At 67.7% G+C, this 19,294-nt stretch carries 18 protein-coding genes; 15 read left to right on the top strand and 3 right to left on the bottom strand.

The window, feature by feature from the left end; translation table 11 throughout:
- Window positions 1–52 precede the first annotated feature (52 nt).
- The 15 genes from ROA7023_RS10970 (at window position 53) to ROA7023_RS10900 (ending at window position 14,702) form a co-directional block, all read left to right on the top strand.
- Complete coding sequence (locus tag ROA7023_RS10970; protein WP_143535522.1) at window positions 53–796, top strand: Ivy family c-type lysozyme inhibitor; 744 nt, start codon at window positions 53–55, stop codon at window positions 794–796.
- A gap of 8 nt (window positions 797–804) precedes the next feature.
- Window positions 805–1,428: a hypothetical protein gene (locus tag ROA7023_RS10965; protein ID WP_085879122.1), complete on the top strand. Its 624-nt coding sequence runs from the start codon at window positions 805–807 to the stop codon at window positions 1,426–1,428.
- Window positions 1,425–1,814, top strand: coding sequence for a tol-pal system-associated acyl-CoA thioesterase (gene ybgC, locus ROA7023_RS10960; RefSeq protein WP_085879080.1), 390 nt, complete (start codon window positions 1,425–1,427; stop codon window positions 1,812–1,814). The genes ROA7023_RS10965 and ybgC overlap by 4 nt, the downstream gene beginning before the upstream one ends.
- A gap of 110 nt (window positions 1,815–1,924) precedes the next feature.
- The gene (tolQ, locus tag ROA7023_RS10955; protein ID WP_085879079.1) at window positions 1,925–2,599 is read left to right on the top strand and encodes a protein TolQ; all 675 of its coding nucleotides are present in this window, start codon (window positions 1,925–1,927) and stop codon (window positions 2,597–2,599) included.
- A 1-nt stretch (window position 2,600) separates the two neighbouring features.
- Window positions 2,601–3,068, top strand: a complete 468-nt coding sequence (locus ROA7023_RS10950) for an ExbD/TolR family protein (RefSeq protein WP_085879078.1) — start codon at window positions 2,601–2,603, stop codon at window positions 3,066–3,068.
- A 6-nt stretch (window positions 3,069–3,074) separates the two neighbouring features.
- Window positions 3,075–4,250 carry a cell envelope integrity protein TolA gene (gene tolA / locus ROA7023_RS10945; protein ID WP_085879077.1) on the top strand — a complete coding sequence of 392 codons (1,176 nt, stop codon included), beginning with the start codon at window positions 3,075–3,077 and terminating at the stop codon, window positions 4,248–4,250.
- 77 nt (window positions 4,251–4,327) lie between these two features.
- Window positions 4,328–5,695, top strand: a complete 1,368-nt coding sequence (gene tolB / locus ROA7023_RS10940) for a Tol-Pal system beta propeller repeat protein TolB (RefSeq protein ID WP_370739217.1) — start codon at window positions 4,328–4,330, stop codon at window positions 5,693–5,695.
- Window positions 5,696–5,781: 86 nt separating this feature from the next.
- Window positions 5,782–6,297, top strand: coding sequence for a peptidoglycan-associated lipoprotein Pal (gene pal / locus ROA7023_RS10935; RefSeq protein WP_085879076.1), 516 nt, complete (start codon window positions 5,782–5,784; stop codon window positions 6,295–6,297).
- Window positions 6,298–6,316: 19 nt separating this feature from the next.
- Window positions 6,317–7,135 carry a tol-pal system protein YbgF gene (gene ybgF, locus ROA7023_RS10930; RefSeq protein ID WP_085879075.1) on the top strand — a complete coding sequence of 273 codons (819 nt, stop codon included), beginning with the start codon at window positions 6,317–6,319 and terminating at the stop codon, window positions 7,133–7,135.
- Window positions 7,132–8,376 carry a tRNA lysidine(34) synthetase TilS gene (gene tilS / locus ROA7023_RS10925; RefSeq protein ID WP_234992157.1) on the top strand — a complete coding sequence of 415 codons (1,245 nt, stop codon included), beginning with the start codon at window positions 7,132–7,134 and terminating at the stop codon, window positions 8,374–8,376. Before ybgF ends, tilS begins: the two co-directional genes overlap by 4 nt.
- An 81-nt stretch (window positions 8,377–8,457) precedes the next feature.
- On the top strand, window positions 8,458–10,374 hold the full coding sequence (ftsH, locus tag ROA7023_RS10920) for an ATP-dependent zinc metalloprotease FtsH (protein WP_085879074.1): 1,917 nt from the start codon (window positions 8,458–8,460) through the stop codon (window positions 10,372–10,374).
- A 135-nt stretch (window positions 10,375–10,509) separates the two neighbouring features.
- Entirely contained in the window at window positions 10,510–11,121 is a 612-nt protein-coding gene (locus ROA7023_RS10915; RefSeq protein WP_085879073.1) for an MOSC domain-containing protein, read from the top strand.
- 61 nt (window positions 11,122–11,182) lie between these two features.
- Entirely contained in the window at window positions 11,183–12,859 is a 1,677-nt protein-coding gene (locus tag ROA7023_RS10910; RefSeq protein ID WP_085879072.1) for a formate--tetrahydrofolate ligase, read from the top strand.
- 270 nt (window positions 12,860–13,129) lie between these two features.
- The gene (gene folD, locus ROA7023_RS10905; RefSeq protein WP_085879071.1) at window positions 13,130–14,023 is read left to right on the top strand and encodes a bifunctional methylenetetrahydrofolate dehydrogenase/methenyltetrahydrofolate cyclohydrolase FolD; all 894 of its coding nucleotides are present in this window, start codon (window positions 13,130–13,132) and stop codon (window positions 14,021–14,023) included.
- A gap of 34 nt (window positions 14,024–14,057) precedes the next feature.
- Window positions 14,058–14,702 (top strand): CDGSH iron-sulfur domain-containing protein, encoded by a 645-nt coding sequence (locus ROA7023_RS10900; protein ID WP_085879070.1) that lies wholly within the window; start codon window positions 14,058–14,060, stop codon window positions 14,700–14,702.
- Here ROA7023_RS10900 and pdeM read toward each other — a convergent pair.
- The 3 genes from pdeM to ROA7023_RS10885 all read right to left on the bottom strand — a co-directional run bounded on the left by pdeM (window position 14,699) and on the right by ROA7023_RS10885 (window position 19,203).
- Window positions 14,699–15,358 carry a ligase-associated DNA damage response endonuclease PdeM gene (gene pdeM / locus ROA7023_RS10895; protein ID WP_085879069.1) on the bottom strand — a complete coding sequence of 220 codons (660 nt, stop codon included), beginning with the start codon at window positions 15,356–15,358 and terminating at the stop codon, window positions 14,699–14,701. The two genes, ROA7023_RS10900 and pdeM, sit on opposite strands and share 4 nt — an antisense overlap.
- Before the next feature lie 80 nt (window positions 15,359–15,438).
- The gene (locus ROA7023_RS10890) at window positions 15,439–17,832 is read right to left on the bottom strand and encodes a ligase-associated DNA damage response DEXH box helicase (protein ID WP_085879068.1); all 2,394 of its coding nucleotides are present in this window, start codon (window positions 17,830–17,832) and stop codon (window positions 15,439–15,441) included.
- A gap of 57 nt (window positions 17,833–17,889) precedes the next feature.
- Window positions 17,890–19,203, bottom strand: a complete 1,314-nt coding sequence (locus tag ROA7023_RS10885; protein ID WP_085879067.1) for a DUF8689 domain-containing protein — start codon at window positions 19,201–19,203, stop codon at window positions 17,890–17,892.
- Window positions 19,204–19,294: the final 91 nt, after the last annotated feature.

The raw sequence follows: 19,294 nt of genomic DNA, 5'->3' as shown, positions 1-19,294 counted from the left end.
CCTGTGCCTGTCTGTCCTTGTCACCTGCGCGGCCGCCGCCTTTGCCCAGGACGTGACCACACCCTCCGGCGACATCCGCTTTGACTGGAGCGAGACGACGGACGGACCCGTCACCCGTGTCTTCGTCGGCGAGACCGAGATCGCCTTCGACCCGCCGCCCGCCATCGCCTGGCTGGAGGCGCGGGCGGGCACGCTGGCCCTGATCGGGATCAGCCAGGGCGGCAACGGCTGCTCGGCGTCCTTCGTCTGGCTGCACACCGCGCCGGGCGATCTGCGCCGGACCGCGCCCTTCGGCACCTGCTCCGAACTGGTGACCCTGTCCCACGACGTCGAAACCGTGACCGTGACCATGCCGTCCCGGCGGGTCGCCGACGGCGAGGTCGCCTTCGTCTACGACGGCCGCAGCATCGAGACGCGGACCCTCGGCCTGCCCCCGGCCGAGGTCGGCCCGGAGGCCGGCGCCGACGCGCTTGCCGGTGTCTACCTCTTCGATCTGACCGGCACCGAGGACTGGCGCCTGCCGCTCACCGCGCTGATGGGGGCCGCGAACTACGCCACGTTGCAGCGGCTCTCGGGCCAGGGCTCGCCGATGGAGGTCGAGGACGACTGGGTCGTGGGCGAGGGCTGTGCGCCGGGCAATTGCGGCGCGACCGCCAGCGTCATCGCCGTCCATCGCGGCGACGGCCGCCTGCTGGCGGGCTTCTGGGAAAGCGGCCAGCCGCCCCGCATCTGGGGAGAGCCCGGCCCGACACCGCCCCGCGCCATCGCGGCGCTGCGCGAGCGGGGGGCACAGTGATCGAGGACGTGACGCCCGAGACGGTCGAGGCGCTCTTCCGGCGCGGCGACGGCAGCTATCTCTGCGCCCGCTGGGGCCGGCCGATCGTGCCCGTGGTATTCGGCGTCGAGGACGAGACGCTGGGGATCCTGAAGGGCGCGATCGAGGCGGTCGTGGGTCTGGCCGGCCACAAGATGGCCGAGACCGATGCCGAGCTCGGCGCGAACCTCATGGTGTTTTTCTGCCGCGACTGGGCGGAGCTGCTGGAGGTGCCCAACCTTGATCGGCTGGTCGAGGGGCTGGGGCCGTTGGTGGCCCGCCTGGCCGAGGCGGAGGCCAATCAATACCGCGTCTTCCGCTTCGACGAGGCCGGGGCGATCCGCGCCTGTTTCGTGTTCCTGCGGATGGATGCGGACATGCTGGAGGTGCCGGCCGCGACGCTGGCCCTGTCCCAGGCGGTGCAATCCATCGTGCTCTGGTCCGACCGCGCCTTCGCGCAATCCTCGCCGCTGGGTCTTGCCAACGGGGTCGCTGTGCTGCGGCCCGAGATCGGCGCGGTGATCCGCGCGGTCTATGACCCGACCCTGCCGGACGTGGCGCAGGACGACAGCCACGCCCTGCGGGTCTTCGCGCGGATCGGCGGGCCGCAATGAGCCACGTCTTCAGCCTGCGGGTCTATTACGAGGACACCGATCTGGCCGGGATCGTCTACTACGCCAATTACCTGAAGTTCATAGAGCGCGCCCGCACCGAATGGGTCCGCGAGCTGGGCATCGATCAGGCGCGGCTGAAGGCGCAGGAGGGGATCGTCTTCGCCGTGCGCCGGGTCGAGGCCGACTACCTCGCGCCCGCGCGGTTCGACGACCGGCTCGAGGTGCGCACCGAGACCGAGAGCGTCGGCGGCGCCCGCCTGGTGCTGCGCCAGGAGGTGCTGCGCGACGGCGAACGGCTGTTCGCGGCGGTGGTGACGCTGGTGGCGCTGTCGGCGGCCGGGCAGGTGGCGCGCCTGCCGGCGGGACTTCGCCGACAGCTTCGCTAACGGCGCGGCCTTGCGCAAGCGTGAGGCGGTGGCGGATGGATTTCGCCTGGCGAATGGGGTAAGAGGACGCCAACGAGGTCGAAAACGGCCCCCCCTTGGCGAGCAGGTCCATGGAAGCAGCGACAGATTTTTCGATGTGGGCGCTTTTCGCCCGCGCCACGATCGCCGTGAAACTGGTGATGATCATCCTGATCTTCGCCTCGATCTGGTGCTGGGCGGTGATCGTCGACAAGTGGGTCCAATACAAGCGCGCCCGGTTCGAGGCCTCGCGCTTCGATCGCGCCTTCTGGTCGGGCGAGCCGCTGGACGGCCTCTTCGACGAAATCGGCCCGACGCCCAAGGGCCAGAGCCAGAAGATCTTTGCCGCGGGAATGATCGAATGGCGCCGCTCGCACCGGCAGGACGGCGGGCTGATCGCCGGGGCGCAAGCGAGGATCGACCGGTCGATGGACGTGGCGATCGCCAAGGAGGCGGGCCGGCTGCAGCGCGGTCTGCCGGTGCTGGCCACGGTTGGGTCCACGGCGCCGTTCATCGGCCTTTTCGGCACCGTCTGGGGCATCATGAACGCCTTCATCGAGATCGCCGAGCAGCAGAACACCAACCTCGCCGTCGTCGCGCCGGGCATCGCCGAGGCGCTTCTGGCCACGGGTCTGGGCCTGATGGCGGCGATCCCGGCGGTGATCTTCTATAACAAGCTCTCGGCGGATTCGGACCGTATCGTGAACGGCTACGAAGCCTTCGCGGACGAGTTCTCGACCATCCTGTCGCGGCAACTGGACAGCTGACATGGCAGCCAGCGTGGTGAAATCCGACAGCGGCAAGCGGCGCAGGGGCGCCCGGCGCAGCGCGCCAATGGCCGACATCAACGTGACCCCCTTCGTCGACGTGATGCTGGTGCTGCTGATCATCTTCATGGTCGCGGCCCCGCTGCTGACGGTCGGCGTGCCGGTGCAACTGCCCGAGACGGCGGCCAACGCCCTGCCGACCGAGCAGGAAGAGCCGCTGACCATCACGATGACGTCCCAGGGCGGGCTGCAGATCCAGACCACGGACGTGCCGCGCGACGAATTCATCACCCGCCTGCGCGCCATCGCCGAAGAACGCACGAGCGACCGGGTGTTCCTGCGCGCCGACGGCGCCAACGCCTGGAATGCCGTGGCCGAGATCATGGGGGCGCTCAACGCGGCTGGCTTCAACAACATCGGTCTGGTGACGGATATCGGCGGTCCGACGCTCGACGGGTCGGACGGGTAGGGTGCCATGACGCCCGGCGGGTATATCTCGGGCGTGGGGCACGCGGGGCTGCTGCTGTGGCTCGTCATGGGCTGGGGCCTGTCCAGCGACCCGCTGGAGTTCGACGTGATGGATGTGTCCGTCGTCTCGGCGCAGGAATTCGAGGCGATCCGCGCGGCCACGGCGCCCGAGGCGCCCGTGACCGACACCCCCAGCGTCGCCCTGCCGGAGCCGGAGGTGGAGGTTGCGCCGGAACCGGCCCCCGCAGAACCCGACGCGCCCCAGACCGCCGAGACGCCGCCGCCCGTGGCCCCGCCCGAACGGGATTCCGTGCCCGAAGTGCCCGAAACGGCCAGCCTGCCGCCGCCGCCCGACCCGGTGCCGTCGCCTCAGGCCCCCGAGGCCCCGTCGGTGCCCACCATCGTCGAGGACCCCACGCTGGAGGCAAGCCCCCGCCCGATCCCGCGCCCGGCCGAGCGGGTCTCGCCGACCCCGATCGCGCCGCCACCGCCGGACGTCGCCGTCGCCGAAGAGGCGCAGCCCCCGGCCGAGGCCGACAGCGCCGCCGAAGAGGTGATCGCCGAGACGCCGCAGGAGGCCACCGCCCCCGAAGAGGCCGCAAGCCAGATCGTGACCGAGGCCGACATCCCGGCCGCCTCGGCGCCGCTGGCCTCGATCCGTCCGCAGGTCCGCCCGAACCGGCCCGCGCCCCCGGCCGCGCCCGCCCCGCGGACCGAGGGCACGACGACCGCGGCCCGGTCCGACGATGTCGCGCCCGATCCCGAAGAGGCTGCGCCCGAGGTCGACGAGGCCGCGGTGGACGACGCCGTGGCCGCGGCCCTCGCCGCCGCCACCTCGGCGGCCGCGCCCGGCCCGCCGCTGACCGGCAGCGAGCAGGAGGGATTCCGCGTCGCCGTGCATGAATGCTGGGACGTGGACGCCGGCAGCCAGGCGGCCCGCGTGGTGGTGACCGTCGCCTTCTCGCTCAGCCAACAGGGCCGGGTCGAGGGCGACGTGCGGCGGCTGGCGGCCTCGGGCGGCCCCGAGGCCGCCCAGGAGAGCGCGTTCCAGGCGGTGCGGCGGGCCGTGCTGCGCTGTCAGAACTACAACGGACGGACCGGCTATGAGCTGCCGCCCGAGAAATACGATCAATGGCGCGATGTGGAGCTGACATTCGACCCGTCAGACAGGGCTTTCCAGTGACGGTCCCGGCCAAAACCTGCCACAATCGCGTGACTCCGATTGCAACCGGCCCCCGGCCGGAGAGAATGAGAGACATGATGACCCGAAGCTTCCAATCCCTGTTCGACCCCGCCGCGCTGGGCCTGGCCCTGGTGTCCTGCGCCCTCGCGCTGATCCTGTCTTTGGCCCCCGCGACCCCGGCCTTTGCCCAGGGCGGCCCGCTGCGGTTGACGATCACCAACCCCAACGTGCAGCCGCTGCCCTTCGCCGTCCCGACCTTCGAGGCCGAGACGCCGGGCGCCGAGCAGCTGGCCGCAGACATCAGCCGCGTCATCGCCGCCGACCTCACCGGCACCGGCGTCTTTCGCGAGATCCCGGCGACCGCGTTCGTCTCCACTGTGGACAGCTTTGCCCAGCCCGTCGCCTATACCGACTGGCGGACGATCAACGCCCAGGCGCTGATCACCGGCGCGGTGGCGGTCAACGGCGGGCAGGTGACGGTGAAGTTCCGGCTCTATGACGTCTTCTCGGGCACCGAACTCGGCGCGGGTCAGCAGCTGGTCGGCACGACCGATGGCTGGCGGCGGATGGCGCACAAGGTCGCCGATCAGGTCTATTCGCGGATCACCGGCGAAGGCGGCTATTTCGACAGCCGAGTCGTCTTCGTGGCCGAGACCGGGCCCAAGAACGACCGGCGCAAGCGGCTGGCGATCATGGATTACGACGGCGCCAACGTCCAATACCTGACCGACAGTTCCTCGATCGTGCTGGCGCCGCGGTTTTCGCCGCTGGGCGACCGGGTGATCTATACAAGCTGGGACAGCGGCTTTCCCCGGATCAACGCGCTCGACGTGGGGACGGTCACGCGCCAGCAACTGGCCACGCAACAGGGCGAGATGTCGTTCTCGCCGCGGTTCTCGCGCGACGGGCGCTCGGTGATCTACTCGCTGTCCAACGGTGGCAATACCGACATCTGGCGGACCGACATCGGCACCGGGCAGCACCAGCGCCTGACCAACGCGCCCTCGATCGAGACCGCGCCCAGCCTCTCGCCCGACGGGGCGCGCATCGTGTTCGAAAGCGACCGCTCGGGCACCCAGCAGCTTTATGTCATGTCGGCCACCGGCGGAGAGCCCCAGCGGATCAGCTTCGGCGAGGGCCGCTACGGCTCGCCCGTCTGGTCGCCGCGCGGGGACCTGATCGCGTTCACCAAACAGAACGCCGGGCGTTTTCACATCGGCGTGATGCGCACGGACGGCTCGGAAGAGCGGCTGCTCACCGCGTCGTTCCTGGACGAAAGCCCGACCTGGTCGCCGAACGGCCGGGTCTTGATGTTCACCCGCGAAACCCAAGGAGAATCGGGCGCTCCGGCGATCTATTCGGTGGACGTCTCGGGCCGGAACCTGCAACGGGTCGACACGCCGGCGGCCGCTTCGGACGCCTCATGGGGGCCTTTGCAGCCCTGAGGCGCGGCGAGTCGCAACGGATGCACGGCGAAAAGAACCGTGTTAGGCTTATGACAACGAGAATGAGCGATACAGGACCTCACGCGATGAAATATCTCACACCGGCGCTTCTTCTGGTGGCGGCGCTCGCCGCGTCCGGATGCGCCAACCGCAACAACCGCGGTGCCGACAGTGGCATGGGCGCAGGTGCCGGCGCCGGCGTGGCCGGCCCCGTCGATCCCGCGTCGAATCCCGCCAGCCCGCAATACTTCAGCCAGCGCATCGGCGACCGTGTCCTCTTCGAGGTGGATCAGTTTACCCTGACCGAGACCGGCCGGGCAACGCTGAACGGACAGGCCGAGTGGCTTCTGACGAACGCCGATTACCGCGCGGTGATCGAGGGCCACGCCGACGAGCAGGGCACCCGGGAATACAACCTCGCGCTCGGCTCGCGCAGGGCCAACGCGGTGCGCGAATACCTCGTCAGCCGCGGTGTTCCGACCGGCCGATTGCAGACGGTCACCTACGGCAAGGAACGTCCCCTGGCGATCTGCTCGGAAGAGGCGTGCTATGCCCAGAACCGCCGCGCGGTCACCGTGATCGCCGCCGGCTCGATCAGCTGACGCAGGAAGGGGGCGCGTGATGCTGCGCAGATTGATCCTGATCTCATCGCTGGCGCTGTCGGCTCCCCTGTCCGCGTCCGCCCAGGACCAGACCCTGGCGGACATCCGCCAGGACCTGTCCGTGCTGTATGTCGAGGTCCAGCGCCTGACCCGGGAGCTGTCGACCACAGGCGCGCCCAGTGTCGACGTGGGCGGCGGCTCCGTGCTCGACCGCGTTTCGGCGATGGAGAGCGAGCTGCAGCGCCTGACGTCGAAGACCGAAGAGCTGGAGTTCCGGATCAACCGCATCACCCGCGACGGCACCAACCGGATCGGCGACCTGGAATTCCGCCTCTGCGAGCTCGAGGTCGGCTGCGACATCGGCCTGTTGGGCGACACCCCCACGCTGGGCGGCGTGGACGCGGCCGAGAACCTGCCCGAGCCGGAGGCCGCGACCGAACAGGGCCCCGCGCTGGCGGTCGGCGAGCAGGCGGAGTTCGACGCCGCCCGGACCGCCTTCGAAGAGGGCGATTTCGAGCGCGCCACAGAGCTTTTCCTCGCCCATACAGAGACATACCCCGGCGGGCCGCTCGCGCCAGATGCCCATTACCTGCGCGGCGAGGCCTACGATTCCCTCGGCGAGATCAGCAACGCGGCGCGGGCCTATCTCGCCTCGTTCTCGGGGGCGCCCACCGGGGCCCGGGCGCCGGACGCCCTGTTCAAGCTCGGCGCCTCGCTCGGGGCGCTCGGTCAGATGCAGGAGGCCTGCACGACCCTGCAAGAGGTCGGGAACCGCTTTCCCGCCTCCGAGGCCGCGGGCGACGCGGCGCAGGCGCGGGTGCAATACGGCTGTCCGTGAGCCTTCCGGCCCGCTTTGCCGAGGCCATGGGCGGGCTTGTGGGCCCGGACTTTCCCGGTGAAATCGGCCTTGCAGTGTCGGGTGGCGGCGACAGCATGGCGATGCTGCACTTGGCGGCCGGATGGGCGCGGGCCTGGGGTGTCGGGCTTCGGGTGGTAACCGTCGATCACGGCCTGCGCCCCGAAAGCGCCTCCGAGGCGGCCATGGTCGCGTCCGAGGCGCAGGCGCTCGGCCTGTCCCATGAGACGCTGACGTGGGATCAGCATCCGGGGACGGGCAACCTTATGGATGCGGCGCGGCAGGCCCGGCTTCGGCTGATCGGCGCTTGGTGTGGCCCGGTCAGGCATGTCGCCTTCGCCCATACACGTGACGATGTGGCCGAGACCTTCCTCATGCGCCTGCGCCGGGGATCGGGGGTCGAGGGGCTTTCGGAGATTGCCGGACGGCGCACCGTGGACGGGTTCGAGGTCATTCGCCCGCTGCGCGAGATCTCTCGAGTCGAACTGCGCCAACACAACGATGTGCTTGGCATTCCCTACGTCGACGACCCGACCAACAGCGATCCGGCCTTCGAGCGCAGCCGCATGCGACAGCTTCTGCAGGGGCTTGAGGCGCAGGGCCTCGGGGTGGAATGTCTTGCCGCGACGGCCCGCCGCCTGCGCCGCTCGCGCGAGGCGCTGGAGCGGCGGGCGCTGGACGCCGCAACGGCCGCGATGCGCCCCGCGCCGGAGGGGGATGTGGCCCTGGACCGGGACGCTTTCGCGCGGATCGAGGCTGATACCCAGTTGCGCATCCTCGCAGGGGCGCTGCAATTCGTCGCGTCGGCCCCTTATCGTCCCCGTGTCGTGGCGCTCGAAGAGACGCTGGACCGGGTGCTTGCCGGCGGCGACAGCACGCTGCACGGCTGCCGGATCCTCGCCCGCAAATCGCAGATCTACCTGTTCCGCGAACATGCCGCGGTTGCCGGGCTGGCCATGACCGACGGACGCTGGGATCGCAGGTGGCTTGTTTCGGACAGGCTTTCCAAGGGGTTGGCCGTCGCGGCCCTGGGCGACGCCGGGATGGACCAGGCCGGGCGGCCCGAAACCCCGGGCGCCCCTCGCGCCGCGCTGCGCTCCGCCCCTGCGCTCTGGGACGGCCCGCGGCTGGTAGCGTGCCCCCGGATCGGGCTGGGCGACAGCGCACCGATCCGCCTCGATCCGCCCGGCGGAAGCTTTCCTGAATGTCTGTTATCCGATTGAAGAAATCGCCCCAATGCCTATCTTGACACCTAGCGCCCAGGAGAGGAGTCCCGGGCAGACGCAATTCTACGGGAGAATTCCTTGGGCAACGCGCGAAATCTGGCATTCTGGGTCGTCCTATTCCTGCTCATCCTTGCACTGTTCAACCTGTTCTCGGGTGGCCAGAGCACGATGCAGTCAACCTCTCGCAGCTATTCGGACTTCGTCCAGTCCGTCGAGAACGGCGGCGTGGGCTCGGTCACGATCGACGGTGAGCAGATCCGCTATCGCGGGGCGGATGGCCGTGACTACGTGGCGATCAAGCCCGAGGACGCCGCCGTCACCGATCTTCTGATCGACCGCGACATCCCCGTGACGGCGAAAAGCCAAGAGCAGAACGGCTTTACTTCGTTCCTGATCGGGCTGCTGCCGTTCCTTCTGCTGATCGGTGTCTGGATCTACTTCATGAATCGGATGCAGGGCGGCGGGCGCGGCGGCGCCATGGGCTTTGGCAAGTCTCGTGCCAAGCTGCTGACCGAAAAGCACGGGCGCGTCACCTTCGACGACGTGGCCGGCATTGACGAGGCCAAGGAAGAGCTGGAAGAGATCGTCGAGTTCCTGCGCAACCCGCAGAAATTCTCCCGCCTTGGCGGCAAGATCCCGAAAGGCGCGCTGCTTGTCGGCCCGCCGGGCACCGGCAAGACCCTTCTGGCCCGCGCGATTGCGGGCGAGGCGGGCGTGCCGTTCTTCACCATCTCGGGGTCCGATTTCGTCGAGATGTTCGTGGGCGTCGGCGCCAGCCGCGTGCGCGACATGTTCGAGCAGGCCAAGAAGAACGCACCCTGCATCGTCTTCATCGACGAGATCGACGCCGTGGGCCGGTCGCGTGGCGTGGGCTACGGCGGTGGCAACGACGAGCGCGAACAGACGCTGAACCAGCTGCTGGTCGAGATGGACGGCTTCGAGGCCAATGAGGGCATCATCATCGTGGCGGCCACCAACCGGCCCGACGTGCTCGACCCCGCGCTGCTGCGCCCGGGCCGGTTCGACCGACAGGTGCAGGTGCCGAACCCTGACATCAAGGGCCGCGAGAAGATCCTTGGCGTGCACGCCCGCAAGGTGCCCCTGGGACCGGATGTGGACCTGCGCATCATCGCCCGCGGCACGCCCGGCTTCTCGGGCGCCGACCTCGCGAACCTGGTGAACGAGGCCGCGCTGATGGCCGCCCGCGTGGGCCGGCGGTTTGTGACAATGATCGATTTCGAAAGCGCCAAGGACAAGGTCATGATGGGCGCCGAACGGCGGTCGATGGTCATGTCCGAGGACGAGAAGAAGCTGACGGCCTACCATGAGGCCGGCCATGCGATTGTCGGCATTAACGTCCCGCAGCATGATCCGATCCACAAGGCGACGATCATCCCGCGCGGCCGTGCACTGGGCCTCGTGCTGTCGCTTCCGGAGCGGGACCAGCTGTCGGTGAGCTTTACGAAATACACTTCGAAGATCGCGATGGCGATGGGTGGGCGCGTGGCCGAGGAGCTTGTGTTCGGCCTTGATAATGTGACCTCCGGGGCAGCATCGGACATCCAGCAGGTGTCGAAGATTGCGCGGGCCATGGTCACGCAATTCGGTTTTGCCGAAGAGCTGGGCTACGTCGATTATGCGAATGAGCAACAGAGCTATCTGGGCGCCTATGGCGGCGGAACCAACCATTCCGCTGCGACGCAGAAGATCATCGACGACAAGGTGAAACAGATCATCGATACGGGCTATGAGACCGCCAAGCGGGTCCTCACCGAAAAGCGCGAGGATCTGGAGCGGTTGGCGCAGGGCCTTCTGGAATACGAAACCCTGACCGGGAACGAGATCACCAAGGTCATCGCGGGCGAGCCTCTGAATCGCAACGACGATGCGGACGATACGCCGCCCTCGGGGGGCAGCTCGATCACGGCGATCCCGAAGACGACCAAGTCCCGCAAACCCCGGGATGGCGGGCTCGAACCCGAACCGTCGGCCTGATACCGGGCTACAGATTATTCGCGAATAATCTGTACAGAATTTTCGGCGAAAATTCTGGGCCGCCGCACATCCGAAAGGATCGGGTTGCGGCGGCCCTACTTGCGGGTCAAAGTCGGTGCAAAGGAGTGCCTGACGATGCCCGCTTTGATCCCCACAGACCATTTCGCGACGATCACATGGCTCGGCCGGGTCACCGACCGGGACACCAAGGAGATCAGTGCCGAGGCGATTGACGAGATGCCGCTGACACTGGCCGGTTTCGAGGGCGAGTTTCACGCCGGTCTGACCCGACCGTCCTGCAGTCGGGTTCTTGGGCAATATCCTCGCGGCACCGAGATCCGCAACACCCGCCAAATGTCGATCCTCTCCGCCGAGGAGATTGCTGAGATCGCCACGGATCTCGGGCTGGATGCGCTGGACCCTGCCTGGCTCGGGGCCTCCATCGTCGTCTCCGGGATTGCCGATTTCAGCCATCTGCCGCCCGCCGCGCGGCTCCAGTCCGAAAGTGGCACTACCGTGACCATCGATCTGCAGAACGGGCCCTGCCAGTTTCCCGCGATGACAATCGAAGCCGCGCGTCCCGGCCACGGCAAGCGATTCAAGCCGGTGGCCGAGGGAAAACGCGGCGTGACCGCCTGGGTCGAGCGGGCGGGCGTGTTGCGCGTGGGGGACCGGATGCGGCTTCATGTTCCCGAACAACGGGCCTGGCAGCCCGAGCAGGCTCGACAGGCTTTGGCGACGGCCTAGGGCGAAGATTTGCGATTCTCGGCCAGATCCGGGGCGCGGCAGGGGGAGGGGGACAATCCACGTGGCACATCAGACCGACATCGAGATCGCCCGGGCGGCGCACAAGCTGCCCATACAGGAGATCGGCGCGAAACTCGGCATCGGGGCCGAGGATCTCGTGCCCTACGGCCATGACAAGGCCAAGGTATCCCAGCGCCTGATCGAAAGTGTGCGGAACCACGCCACCGGCAAGCTGATCCTCGTGACGGCCATCAACCCGACCCCGGCGGGCGAGGGCAAGACCACCACGACAGTCGGTCTCGGCGACGGTCTCAACCGGATCGGCCAGCGGGCGGCGGTGTGCATCCGCGAAGCCTCGCTCGGCCCGAATTTCGGGATGAAGGGCGGGGCGGCCGGGGGCGGTCACGCGCAGATCGTGCCAATGGAGGACATGAACCTCCATTTCACCGGCGATTTCCACGCGATCACCAGCGCCCACAACCTGCTTTCGGCGATGATCGACAACCACATCTACTGGGGCAACGGGCTCGAGATCGACCAGAGGCGCGTGGTCTGGCGCCGGGTGCTCGACATGAACGACCGCGCCCTGCGCGACACGGTCACCTCGCTGGGCGGGGTGTCGAACGGCTTTCCGCGGCAGACCGGCTTCGACATCACCGTCGCCTCCGAGGTCATGGCGATCCTTTGCCTTGCGACGTCGCTTGGCGACCTGGAGCGGCGGCTGGGCGACATGATCGTGGCCTATCGCCGGGACAAGTCTCCCGTGACCGCGCGAGACATCAAGGCCGATGGCGCGATGACGGTCCTGCTCAAGGATGCGCTCCAGCCGAACCTGGTTCAGACGCTGGAAAACAATCCAGCCTTCGTCCACGGCGGACCCTTCGCCAATATCGCCCATGGCTGCAACTCGGTCATGGCAACGACGACGGCGCTGAAACTTGCGGATTACGTGGTGACCGAGGCGGGCTTCGGCGCCGATCTCGGGGCCGAGAAGTTCATGGACATCAAGTGCCGCAAGGCCGGCCTCTCGCCGGACGCGGTGGTCCTGGTGGCGACCTGCCGCGCGATCAAGATGAATGGCGGCGTCGCAAAGGACGACCTCGGGCAAGAGAATGTCGCGGCCATCGAGGCGGGATGTCCCAACGTCGGCCGCCATATCGCCAACCTCGCGCAGTTCGGCGTGCCGGTGGTCGTCGCGATCAATCATTTCCTCGGAGATACCGAGGCAGAGCTCGCCGCCGTCAAGGCCTATGTCGCCGAACAGGGGGTCGAGGCGATTCTGTGCACCCACTGGGCGCAGGGCGGGGCGGGAACCGAGGCGCTGGCCCGCAAGGTCGTCGAGATGGCCGAGGGCGGCACGGCGCAGTTTGCCCCGCTCTACCCCGACGAGATGCCCCTGTGGGAGAAGATCGAGACCATTGCCACCCGGATCTATCACGCGGGCGAGGTGACGGCGGACAAGTCCGTCCGCGCACAGCTGGCCGCGTGGGAGGCGGAGGGTCACGGCCACTTGCCGATCTGCATGGCCAAGACCCAGTACAGCTTTTCGACCGACCCCGCGCGGCGCGGCGCCCCGTCCGGCCACAGCGTGCCTGTCCGGGAGGTGCGCCTGGCCGCGGGCGCGGGCTTCATCGTGGTCATCTGCGGAGAGATCATGACGATGCCGGGCCTGCCCCGCGTCCCCTCTGCCGAGAGTATTCGGCTGAACGCGGAGGGACTGATCGAGGGCCTCTTCTGACCGAAAATCAACGTGGCGAGCCAGCCGGAGAGCGACACCTGGCGCAAGGGCCGGTTTCCGGTGCATCTTCGGCGATTGGCGCGAATGCGGGCCCAATGGCCGCAAATCGGGTGGTGCCGGCAGGATTTGGATATTAAGGCAGCGAAGAAGTTGGGCTCTGCTTCGGTTGCGGTGTCGCGGGACGGATAATCGCGGCGTTGCTGTGGTGGCTCTATCGGCGGCGCTATGCAAGGGTCCGATCCTTGTGCCGCCCCAAGGCAGGAGACGGGAATGACGGCGCAAATCATAGACGGCAAGGCCTTCGCAGCTTCCATTCGGGAAAAGGTCGCGGGCCATGTGGCCCGCCTGCGCGAGGATCATGGGCTTAAGCCCGGTCTTGCGGTGGTTCTGGTGGGTGAGGATCCGGCCAGCCAGGTCTACGTCCGATCGAAGGGCAAGATGACGCTGGAGGTCGCAATGGCCTCATTCGAACATCGGCTGCCCGCCGAGACGTCAGAGGCCGATCTGCTGGCGCTCGTCGAGACGCTGAACGGCGATCCCGAAGTTCATGGCATTCTTGTGCAGTTACCGCTTCCGCCTCATCTGAATTCCGACCTGGTGATCAATGCGATCGACCCGGCGAAGGATGTGGACGGCTTTCACATTTCGAACGTGGGTCTGCTGGGTACAGGGCAGAAGGCGATGGTGCCCTGCACCCCGCTGGGCTGTCTGATGATGCTCCGCGCCCAGCTCGGGTCGCTGTCGGGGTTGGAGGCGGTCGTTGTCGGGCGCTCCAATATCGTCGGCAAGCCAATGGCCATGTTGCTGCTGGGCGACTCCTGCACGGTGACCATGGCCCATTCGCGGACCCGGGACCTCGCCGATGTCGTGCGGCGGGCCGATATCGTCGTCGTGGCGGTTGGTCGGACCGAAATGGTTCGGGGTGACTGGATCAAGGCCGGGGCGACGGTGATCGATGTGGGCATGAACCGTGTGCCGGGCGAGGGCGGCAAGACCCGCCTTGTGGGCGACGTGGATTTCGAGAGCGCCTCGGCGCGGGCCGGTGCGATCACGCCGGTGCCGGGCGGGGTGGGCCCGATGACCATCGCCTGCCTGCTGGCCAATACCGTGACCGCCTGCTGCCGTGCGAACGGAATTGCAGAGCCGGAGGGGCTGACTGTCTGACAAGAATACGTCCAGGCAAACAAGGAGTTTTCCAATGGTCAGGCGTTACACCGGAGCGGATATCGAGATCGCCTTCGACATGGGGCGCTGTATCCATGCGCGGAATTGCTTTCTGAAACTGCCGCAGGTCTTCGACCCCGAGCGGCGGCCCTGGGTCTCGCCCGATGCCGCACCGGCCGAAGAGATCGCGGCAATGATTCGCACCTGCCCGTCCGGGGCGCTGAGCTATGCCCGCAAGGATGGGGTGGAGGAGGAGACCCCGCCCGCACGGGCCATCGTCAGGGTCCGAGAGAACGGGCCGCTGGCATTCAATGGCGGGCTGCAGGTGGACGGCGAGAAGATGCCGCGCGCCACGCTCTGCCGTTGCGGCAAGTCCAAGCGCAAGCCCTATTGCGATAATTCCCATGTGGAAGAAGGCTTTGCCGCGACCGGCGAGCCCGCACCCGAGGTCACGGACCCGCCGACGCAGGCGGCCGGCGACAGCGTGTCGATCCGTCCCCTGGAGAACGGACCGCTTGGCGTGGTTGGCCCCTGCGAGGTGGTCACGGGGACCGGTGGCCGGATTGCCCGGGGCGAGCGATTGTTCTTCTGCCGCTGTGGCCAGTCCGCGAACAAGCCGTTTTGCGACGGCAGCCACAGCCGGGCCGGGTTCGCGGCCCCGGGGCCGGCCGAGAGCTAGGGGCGCGGCAGGGGCACCGGCACCGCCCGCGGCCCGGTCAGGATTGCCAGCGCCGGATCGGCGAGCAGGCGTTGAAGCGCGGGGTCGGTGCAGGCCAGACCGCCGGTATAGGTGCCGTACGCGGGCAGGATCAGCCGATGTGCATCCATCAGGAAAGCCGGACGCCCGCCACCGGTGCCGCGCAGGCGGCATTTCGGGTGGTAATGCCCCGACACTTCGCCCGTTGCCCCCTCTTGCGCTATGTGCCGGAACACGAGCGTTTCGATGCGCAGCTCTGCTCGGTGGGCCCCGCCGAGGGTCAGCGGGCCGGGATCATGGTTGCCCTCGATCCAGGTCCAGTCCCGCCCCGCCTGCAGCCGGGTGATCCAGAGCCGCTCACCCTCGTCCAGCGACGCCTCGCCCGCGAGGTCGTCGAAACTGTCGCCGAGGCAGACGACATGAGCCGGGTCGAGGGCCGCGATATCGGCGTCGAGACGGGCAAGCGTGGCCTGCGTCTCGTAGGGCGGCAACATGCGGCCGTCGCGCCGGGCGATCCGGTCCGATTTGCCGAGGTGCAGGTCGGAGACGCAGAGCAGCCTTTGTGCGGGCCAGTGCAGGGCGCCCGAGGGCAGGGCCCGGAGCGCTTGATCGAGCAAGGTGACGAAATATGCGTTCATGGTCTGTTCTGTCTGTCAGAGGGGGCCGCCTGTGGCAAGCCGGGGATGCCTCCGGCGGGGATATTGCAAGGCAATGAAGCCTAGTCGAGTCCCGCGGCGGCCATCAGGCGGGCGGCCTCTTCCTCCATCAGTCGCTGGGCACCGGAGGCCTGGACCGGAACCCGGCCTGGCTCGAGGAAGAGCGGGGCGGCGAGGGGGGTGACCCGGTCGAGGGGGGCGTGGTCGATGGCGCCGGCCGTTCGCGCAAGCATCTCCTCGATCCGGCCGAAATCGACGAGGCCGCGCAGGGCTTCTTCGCGGGTGATGCGTAGCAGGAGGTGGTCGGGATCGTATCTGGTGAGCGTGTCGTAGAGGATGTCGGACGAGAAGGTGGCCTGGCGGCCGGTCTTGCGGGCGGCCGGGGTGTTGCGCTCGATCAGGCCGGCGATCGTGGCCGAGGCGCGGAAGGTGCGCTTCATCACCGCGTTGCCCCCGAGCCAGCGTTCGAAATCCTCGCGCAGGGCGTCGGGGGCGAACAGGGGGGCAGGATCGGTCACCAGGTCCAGACCCCAGACCAGGGTGGCATAATCGGTCGCGACGAAGCCCATCGGGTGCAGGCCCTGTTCCTCCATCCGCTGGGTCAGCAGCAGGCCAAGCGTCGCCTGGGCGTTGCGGCCGGCAAAGCCGTAGGCGCAGAGGTGGTTGCGCCCGTCGTGTGGGAAGGTCTCCACCAGGATGCGGTCCGCCTCGGGCAGTTTCGAGACCCTGCGCTGAAGCGCGAGCCAGCCGGCGGTATGGCCTGGCAGCTCCGGCCAGCTACTCTGACGGAACATCCGCAGGATCCGCTGGGACAGCTGGGTGGAGGTCGCGAATTTCGTGCCCATGAAGGTCGCGATCTTGGGCTGCTTGTCGGCGCGGCGGGAGACTTCGACGGTCAGCTCGCGCAGGCCCTCGTAGCGGACGACCTCGCCGCCGATCAGGAAGGTGTCGCCCTGGGTGAGCGTAGCGGCGAAGCTCTCCTCGACCTCGCCGAGGGGCTTGCCGCGGCCGCGCAGGCGCACCTTGAGCGTATCTGTGTCCTGGATCGTGCCGAGGTTCATGCGGATCCGTTGCGAGGCGCGGGGGTCGCGCAGATGCCACAAGCCGTTGGTCTGCTTCAGTCTTTGCCACTTGTCATAGGCCCGAAGAGCATAGCCCCCCGTGGCGCAGAAATCGAGGCAATCGTCGTAGCCCGCGCGGGAGATACCGGCATAGGCGCCGACGGTCTTGACCTCGCGATAGAGCTCGGTCGCGTCGAACGGGCCGGCGCAGGCGCGGATCAGGATGTGCTGGCAGAGCACGTCGCGGGGGCCCGGGCCCTTTGGGTCTCCGTCCAGATCGTGGTCGCGGGCGGCTTCGAGGGCGGCGACACATTCGACGATCTCGAAGCGGTTCGCCGGCACCAGCAGCGCCTTGGACGGGGCGTTGTAGCGGTGATTGGCCCGGCCGATACGCTGGATCAGGCGTTTGACGTTCTTCGGCGCCCCGATCTGGATCACCAGGTCGACGTCGCCCCAGTCGATGCCCAGATCGAGGGACCCGGTGCAGACGATGGCGCGCAGCTGGCCCGCGACCATGGCGCCCTCGACCCGCTCGCGCTGTTCGCGCGAGAGCGAGCCATGGTGGATGCCGATGGGCAGATCCTCGTCATTGGCGAGCCAGAGGTTGTGAAAGAAGATCTCGGCCTGGGCGCGGGTGTTGTGAAAGATCAGCGTGGTCTTGTGCCGCTTGACCTCTCGCAGGACCGCCGGGATCGCGTATTTCGCGCCGCCGCCGGCCCAGGGCGGGCGTTCTTCGGTGACCAGCATGGCGATGTCGGGATCGGGGCCGGGATCGGCGTGCAGGATCTCGCAAGGCTCTGGATGGCGGGCCAGTTCCGAGGCAAGCGCGGCCGGGTTCTCGACCGTCGCCGACAGGCCCACCCGGCGCAGGCCGGGGGCCATGGCGTCGAGCCGCGAGAGGGCCAGCATCAGCTGATCGCCGCGCTTGCTTTCGGACAGGGCGTGGATCTCGTCGATGATGACGCGCTTTAGGCCCGCGAACATGCGCGGGGCATCCTCGTAGGAGGTCAGCAGCGCGAGGCTTTCCGGCGTGGTCAGCAGGATATGGGGCGGATCGGCCCGCTGGCGCTTCTTGCGCGTGGCGGAGGTGTCGCCGGTGCGGTCCTCGATCCGGATCGGCAGCGCCATCTCCTCCACGGGCGTGGTGAGGTTACGGCGAATGTCGGCGGCCAGCGCCTTGAGCGGGCTGACATATAGCGTGTGCAACCCTGCGTGCCCGCCCTCGGCCAGATCGGTCAGCGTGGGCAGGAACCCGGCCAACGTCTTGCCGCCGCCCGTGGGCGCGATGAGCAGAAGCGCGGGCGCATCCGCTTTCGCCAGCATGTCGAGCTGGTGGGGATGGGGCTGCCATCCTCTGGCGGCGAACCACGCGGCGAAACGGGGGGACAGGGTCATGACGCGAAGATGCGCCGAAGCGCCGGGCGGTCAAGCCCGACCCTGCGTCCGCCAAGCCTAGTGGACGATGCTTTCGTCGCGCACGAACATGTTGGCCCAGGCCCGGTCGATCAGCTCGGGGGTCATCTGGTAGGGAATGCCCTCGAAGTCGCAGATCGAAATCATCTGGTCGATCAGGAAGACCGGCTGGTAGTTCGCGTAATTGTTGTTGATCTGCGGATACTTGTTGTTGAGCAGGTGCAGCAGGGCCTTTTCGTCCAGCGGCATCTTCTTCTTGCGGGCGATCATGGCGAAGATCTTGAGGAAATCCTCCTGATTGGGTCCGTCGATCTTGATCTTGAAGAAGATCCGCCGCAGGGCCGCCTTGTCGAAGATCTCGTTGGGGTGGAAGTTGGTGGAGAAGATCACCAGCGTGTCGAACGGCACCTCGAATTTCTCGCCCGATTGCAGCGCCAGGATGTCCTTGTTCTCCTCCAGCGGGACGATCCAGCGGTTGACCAGCGCCTGCGGAGGCTCTGCCTGGCGGCCGAGGTCGTCGACGATGAACACGCCGCCCGAGGATTTCAGCTGGAGCGGCGCCTGGTAGGTCCGCGCAGTCGGGTTGTAGACCAGGTCGAGCATGGACAGCGAGAGCTCCCCCCCGGTGATCACTGTCGGGCGTTCGCAGCGGACATAGCGGGTGTCGTAGCGGCCCGAGGTGCGGCGCAGGGAATTGGGGTCGTCCACGTCCTCCTCGACCGAGGCATGGACGATCGGGTCGTAGACCGTGATCACCTGGCCGGAATATTCGATCGCGCGGGGCACGTAGATCTTGTCGCCCAGGGCATCGCGGATCCCGTTGGAGATCGAGGATTTCCCGTTGCCGGGCGGGCCGTACATGAGGATCGAGTGGCCCGAGCCCACCGCCGGCCCCAGCTGGTCGATCAGCTGCGGCGGCAGGATCAGGTGCCCCATGGCCGACAGCAACTGGTCGCGGCCCATCTGAATGTTCCGGATCGACTGGCGCTGAACCTGTTCGCGGTACACCTCGAGCGGGACGGGCATCGCCCCGAAGTATTCCGACTGGGCTAGCGCATCGAGCGAGCGGGCCTTGCCGCTTTCGGTCAGCTGGTATTCCATCTCGTTGTTGACGGCGGTGGCCTTCAGGGTGCCCATCGCCTCGATCAACCCCTGGGCGCGGCCCATGTCGATCAACTCCTGGGTGACGTTGGGCGGCAGGCAGACCGATTTCGCGATCTCGGTCACCATCGCCACGTTCCTTCGAAACATGGTCTTGAGCACGATGTCTCGCATCATGACCACGGGAATCTGCATGGCCGCGAGGGTTTTGGGCGGATTGGGCGCCAGGACATTGCCTGTTTGCATGTTCATGGGGCGACTCATTCTTGCGTTCGTGTTCATGTGGCCAACGGGCAGCGCGAGCGGTGGGAGACCCGGGCAGCCGTCTTGGCGCTTTGTTCCC

Origin of the sequence: Roseisalinus antarcticus (assembly GCF_900172355.1) — a bacterium.
In the GTDB taxonomy this organism is placed as follows: domain Bacteria; phylum Pseudomonadota; class Alphaproteobacteria; order Rhodobacterales; family Rhodobacteraceae; genus Oceanicola; species Oceanicola antarcticus_A.
This window is presented reverse-complemented; position numbering and strand designations above follow the sequence as displayed.

Coding starts and splice junctions, on each gene's coding strand:
- ybgC (WP_085879080.1), top strand. CDS start 1,425: ATGAGCCACGTCTTCAGCCTGCGGGTCTATTACGAGGACACCGATCTG.
- tolQ (WP_085879079.1), top strand. CDS start 1,925: ATGGAAGCAGCGACAGATTTTTCGATGTGGGCGCTTTTCGCCCGCGCC.
- ROA7023_RS10950 (WP_085879078.1), top strand. CDS start 2,601: ATGGCAGCCAGCGTGGTGAAATCCGACAGCGGCAAGCGGCGCAGGGGC.
- tolA (WP_085879077.1), top strand. CDS start 3,075: ATGACGCCCGGCGGGTATATCTCGGGCGTGGGGCACGCGGGGCTGCTG.
- tolB (WP_370739217.1), top strand. CDS start 4,328: ATGACCCGAAGCTTCCAATCCCTGTTCGACCCCGCCGCGCTGGGCCTG.
- pal (WP_085879076.1), top strand. CDS start 5,782: ATGAAATATCTCACACCGGCGCTTCTTCTGGTGGCGGCGCTCGCCGCG.
- ybgF (WP_085879075.1), top strand. CDS start 6,317: ATGCTGCGCAGATTGATCCTGATCTCATCGCTGGCGCTGTCGGCTCCC.
- ROA7023_RS10915 (WP_085879073.1), top strand. CDS start 10,510: ATGCCCGCTTTGATCCCCACAGACCATTTCGCGACGATCACATGGCTC.
- folD (WP_085879071.1), top strand. CDS start 13,130: ATGACGGCGCAAATCATAGACGGCAAGGCCTTCGCAGCTTCCATTCGG.
- ROA7023_RS10900 (WP_085879070.1), top strand. CDS start 14,058: ATGGTCAGGCGTTACACCGGAGCGGATATCGAGATCGCCTTCGACATG.
- pdeM (WP_085879069.1), bottom strand. CDS start 15,358: ATGAACGCATATTTCGTCACCTTGCTCGATCAAGCGCTCCGGGCCCTG.
- ROA7023_RS10890 (WP_085879068.1), bottom strand. CDS start 17,832: ATGACCCTGTCCCCCCGTTTCGCCGCGTGGTTCGCCGCCAGAGGATGG.
- ROA7023_RS10885 (WP_085879067.1), bottom strand. CDS start 19,203: ATGAACATGCAAACAGGCAATGTCCTGGCGCCCAATCCGCCCAAAACC.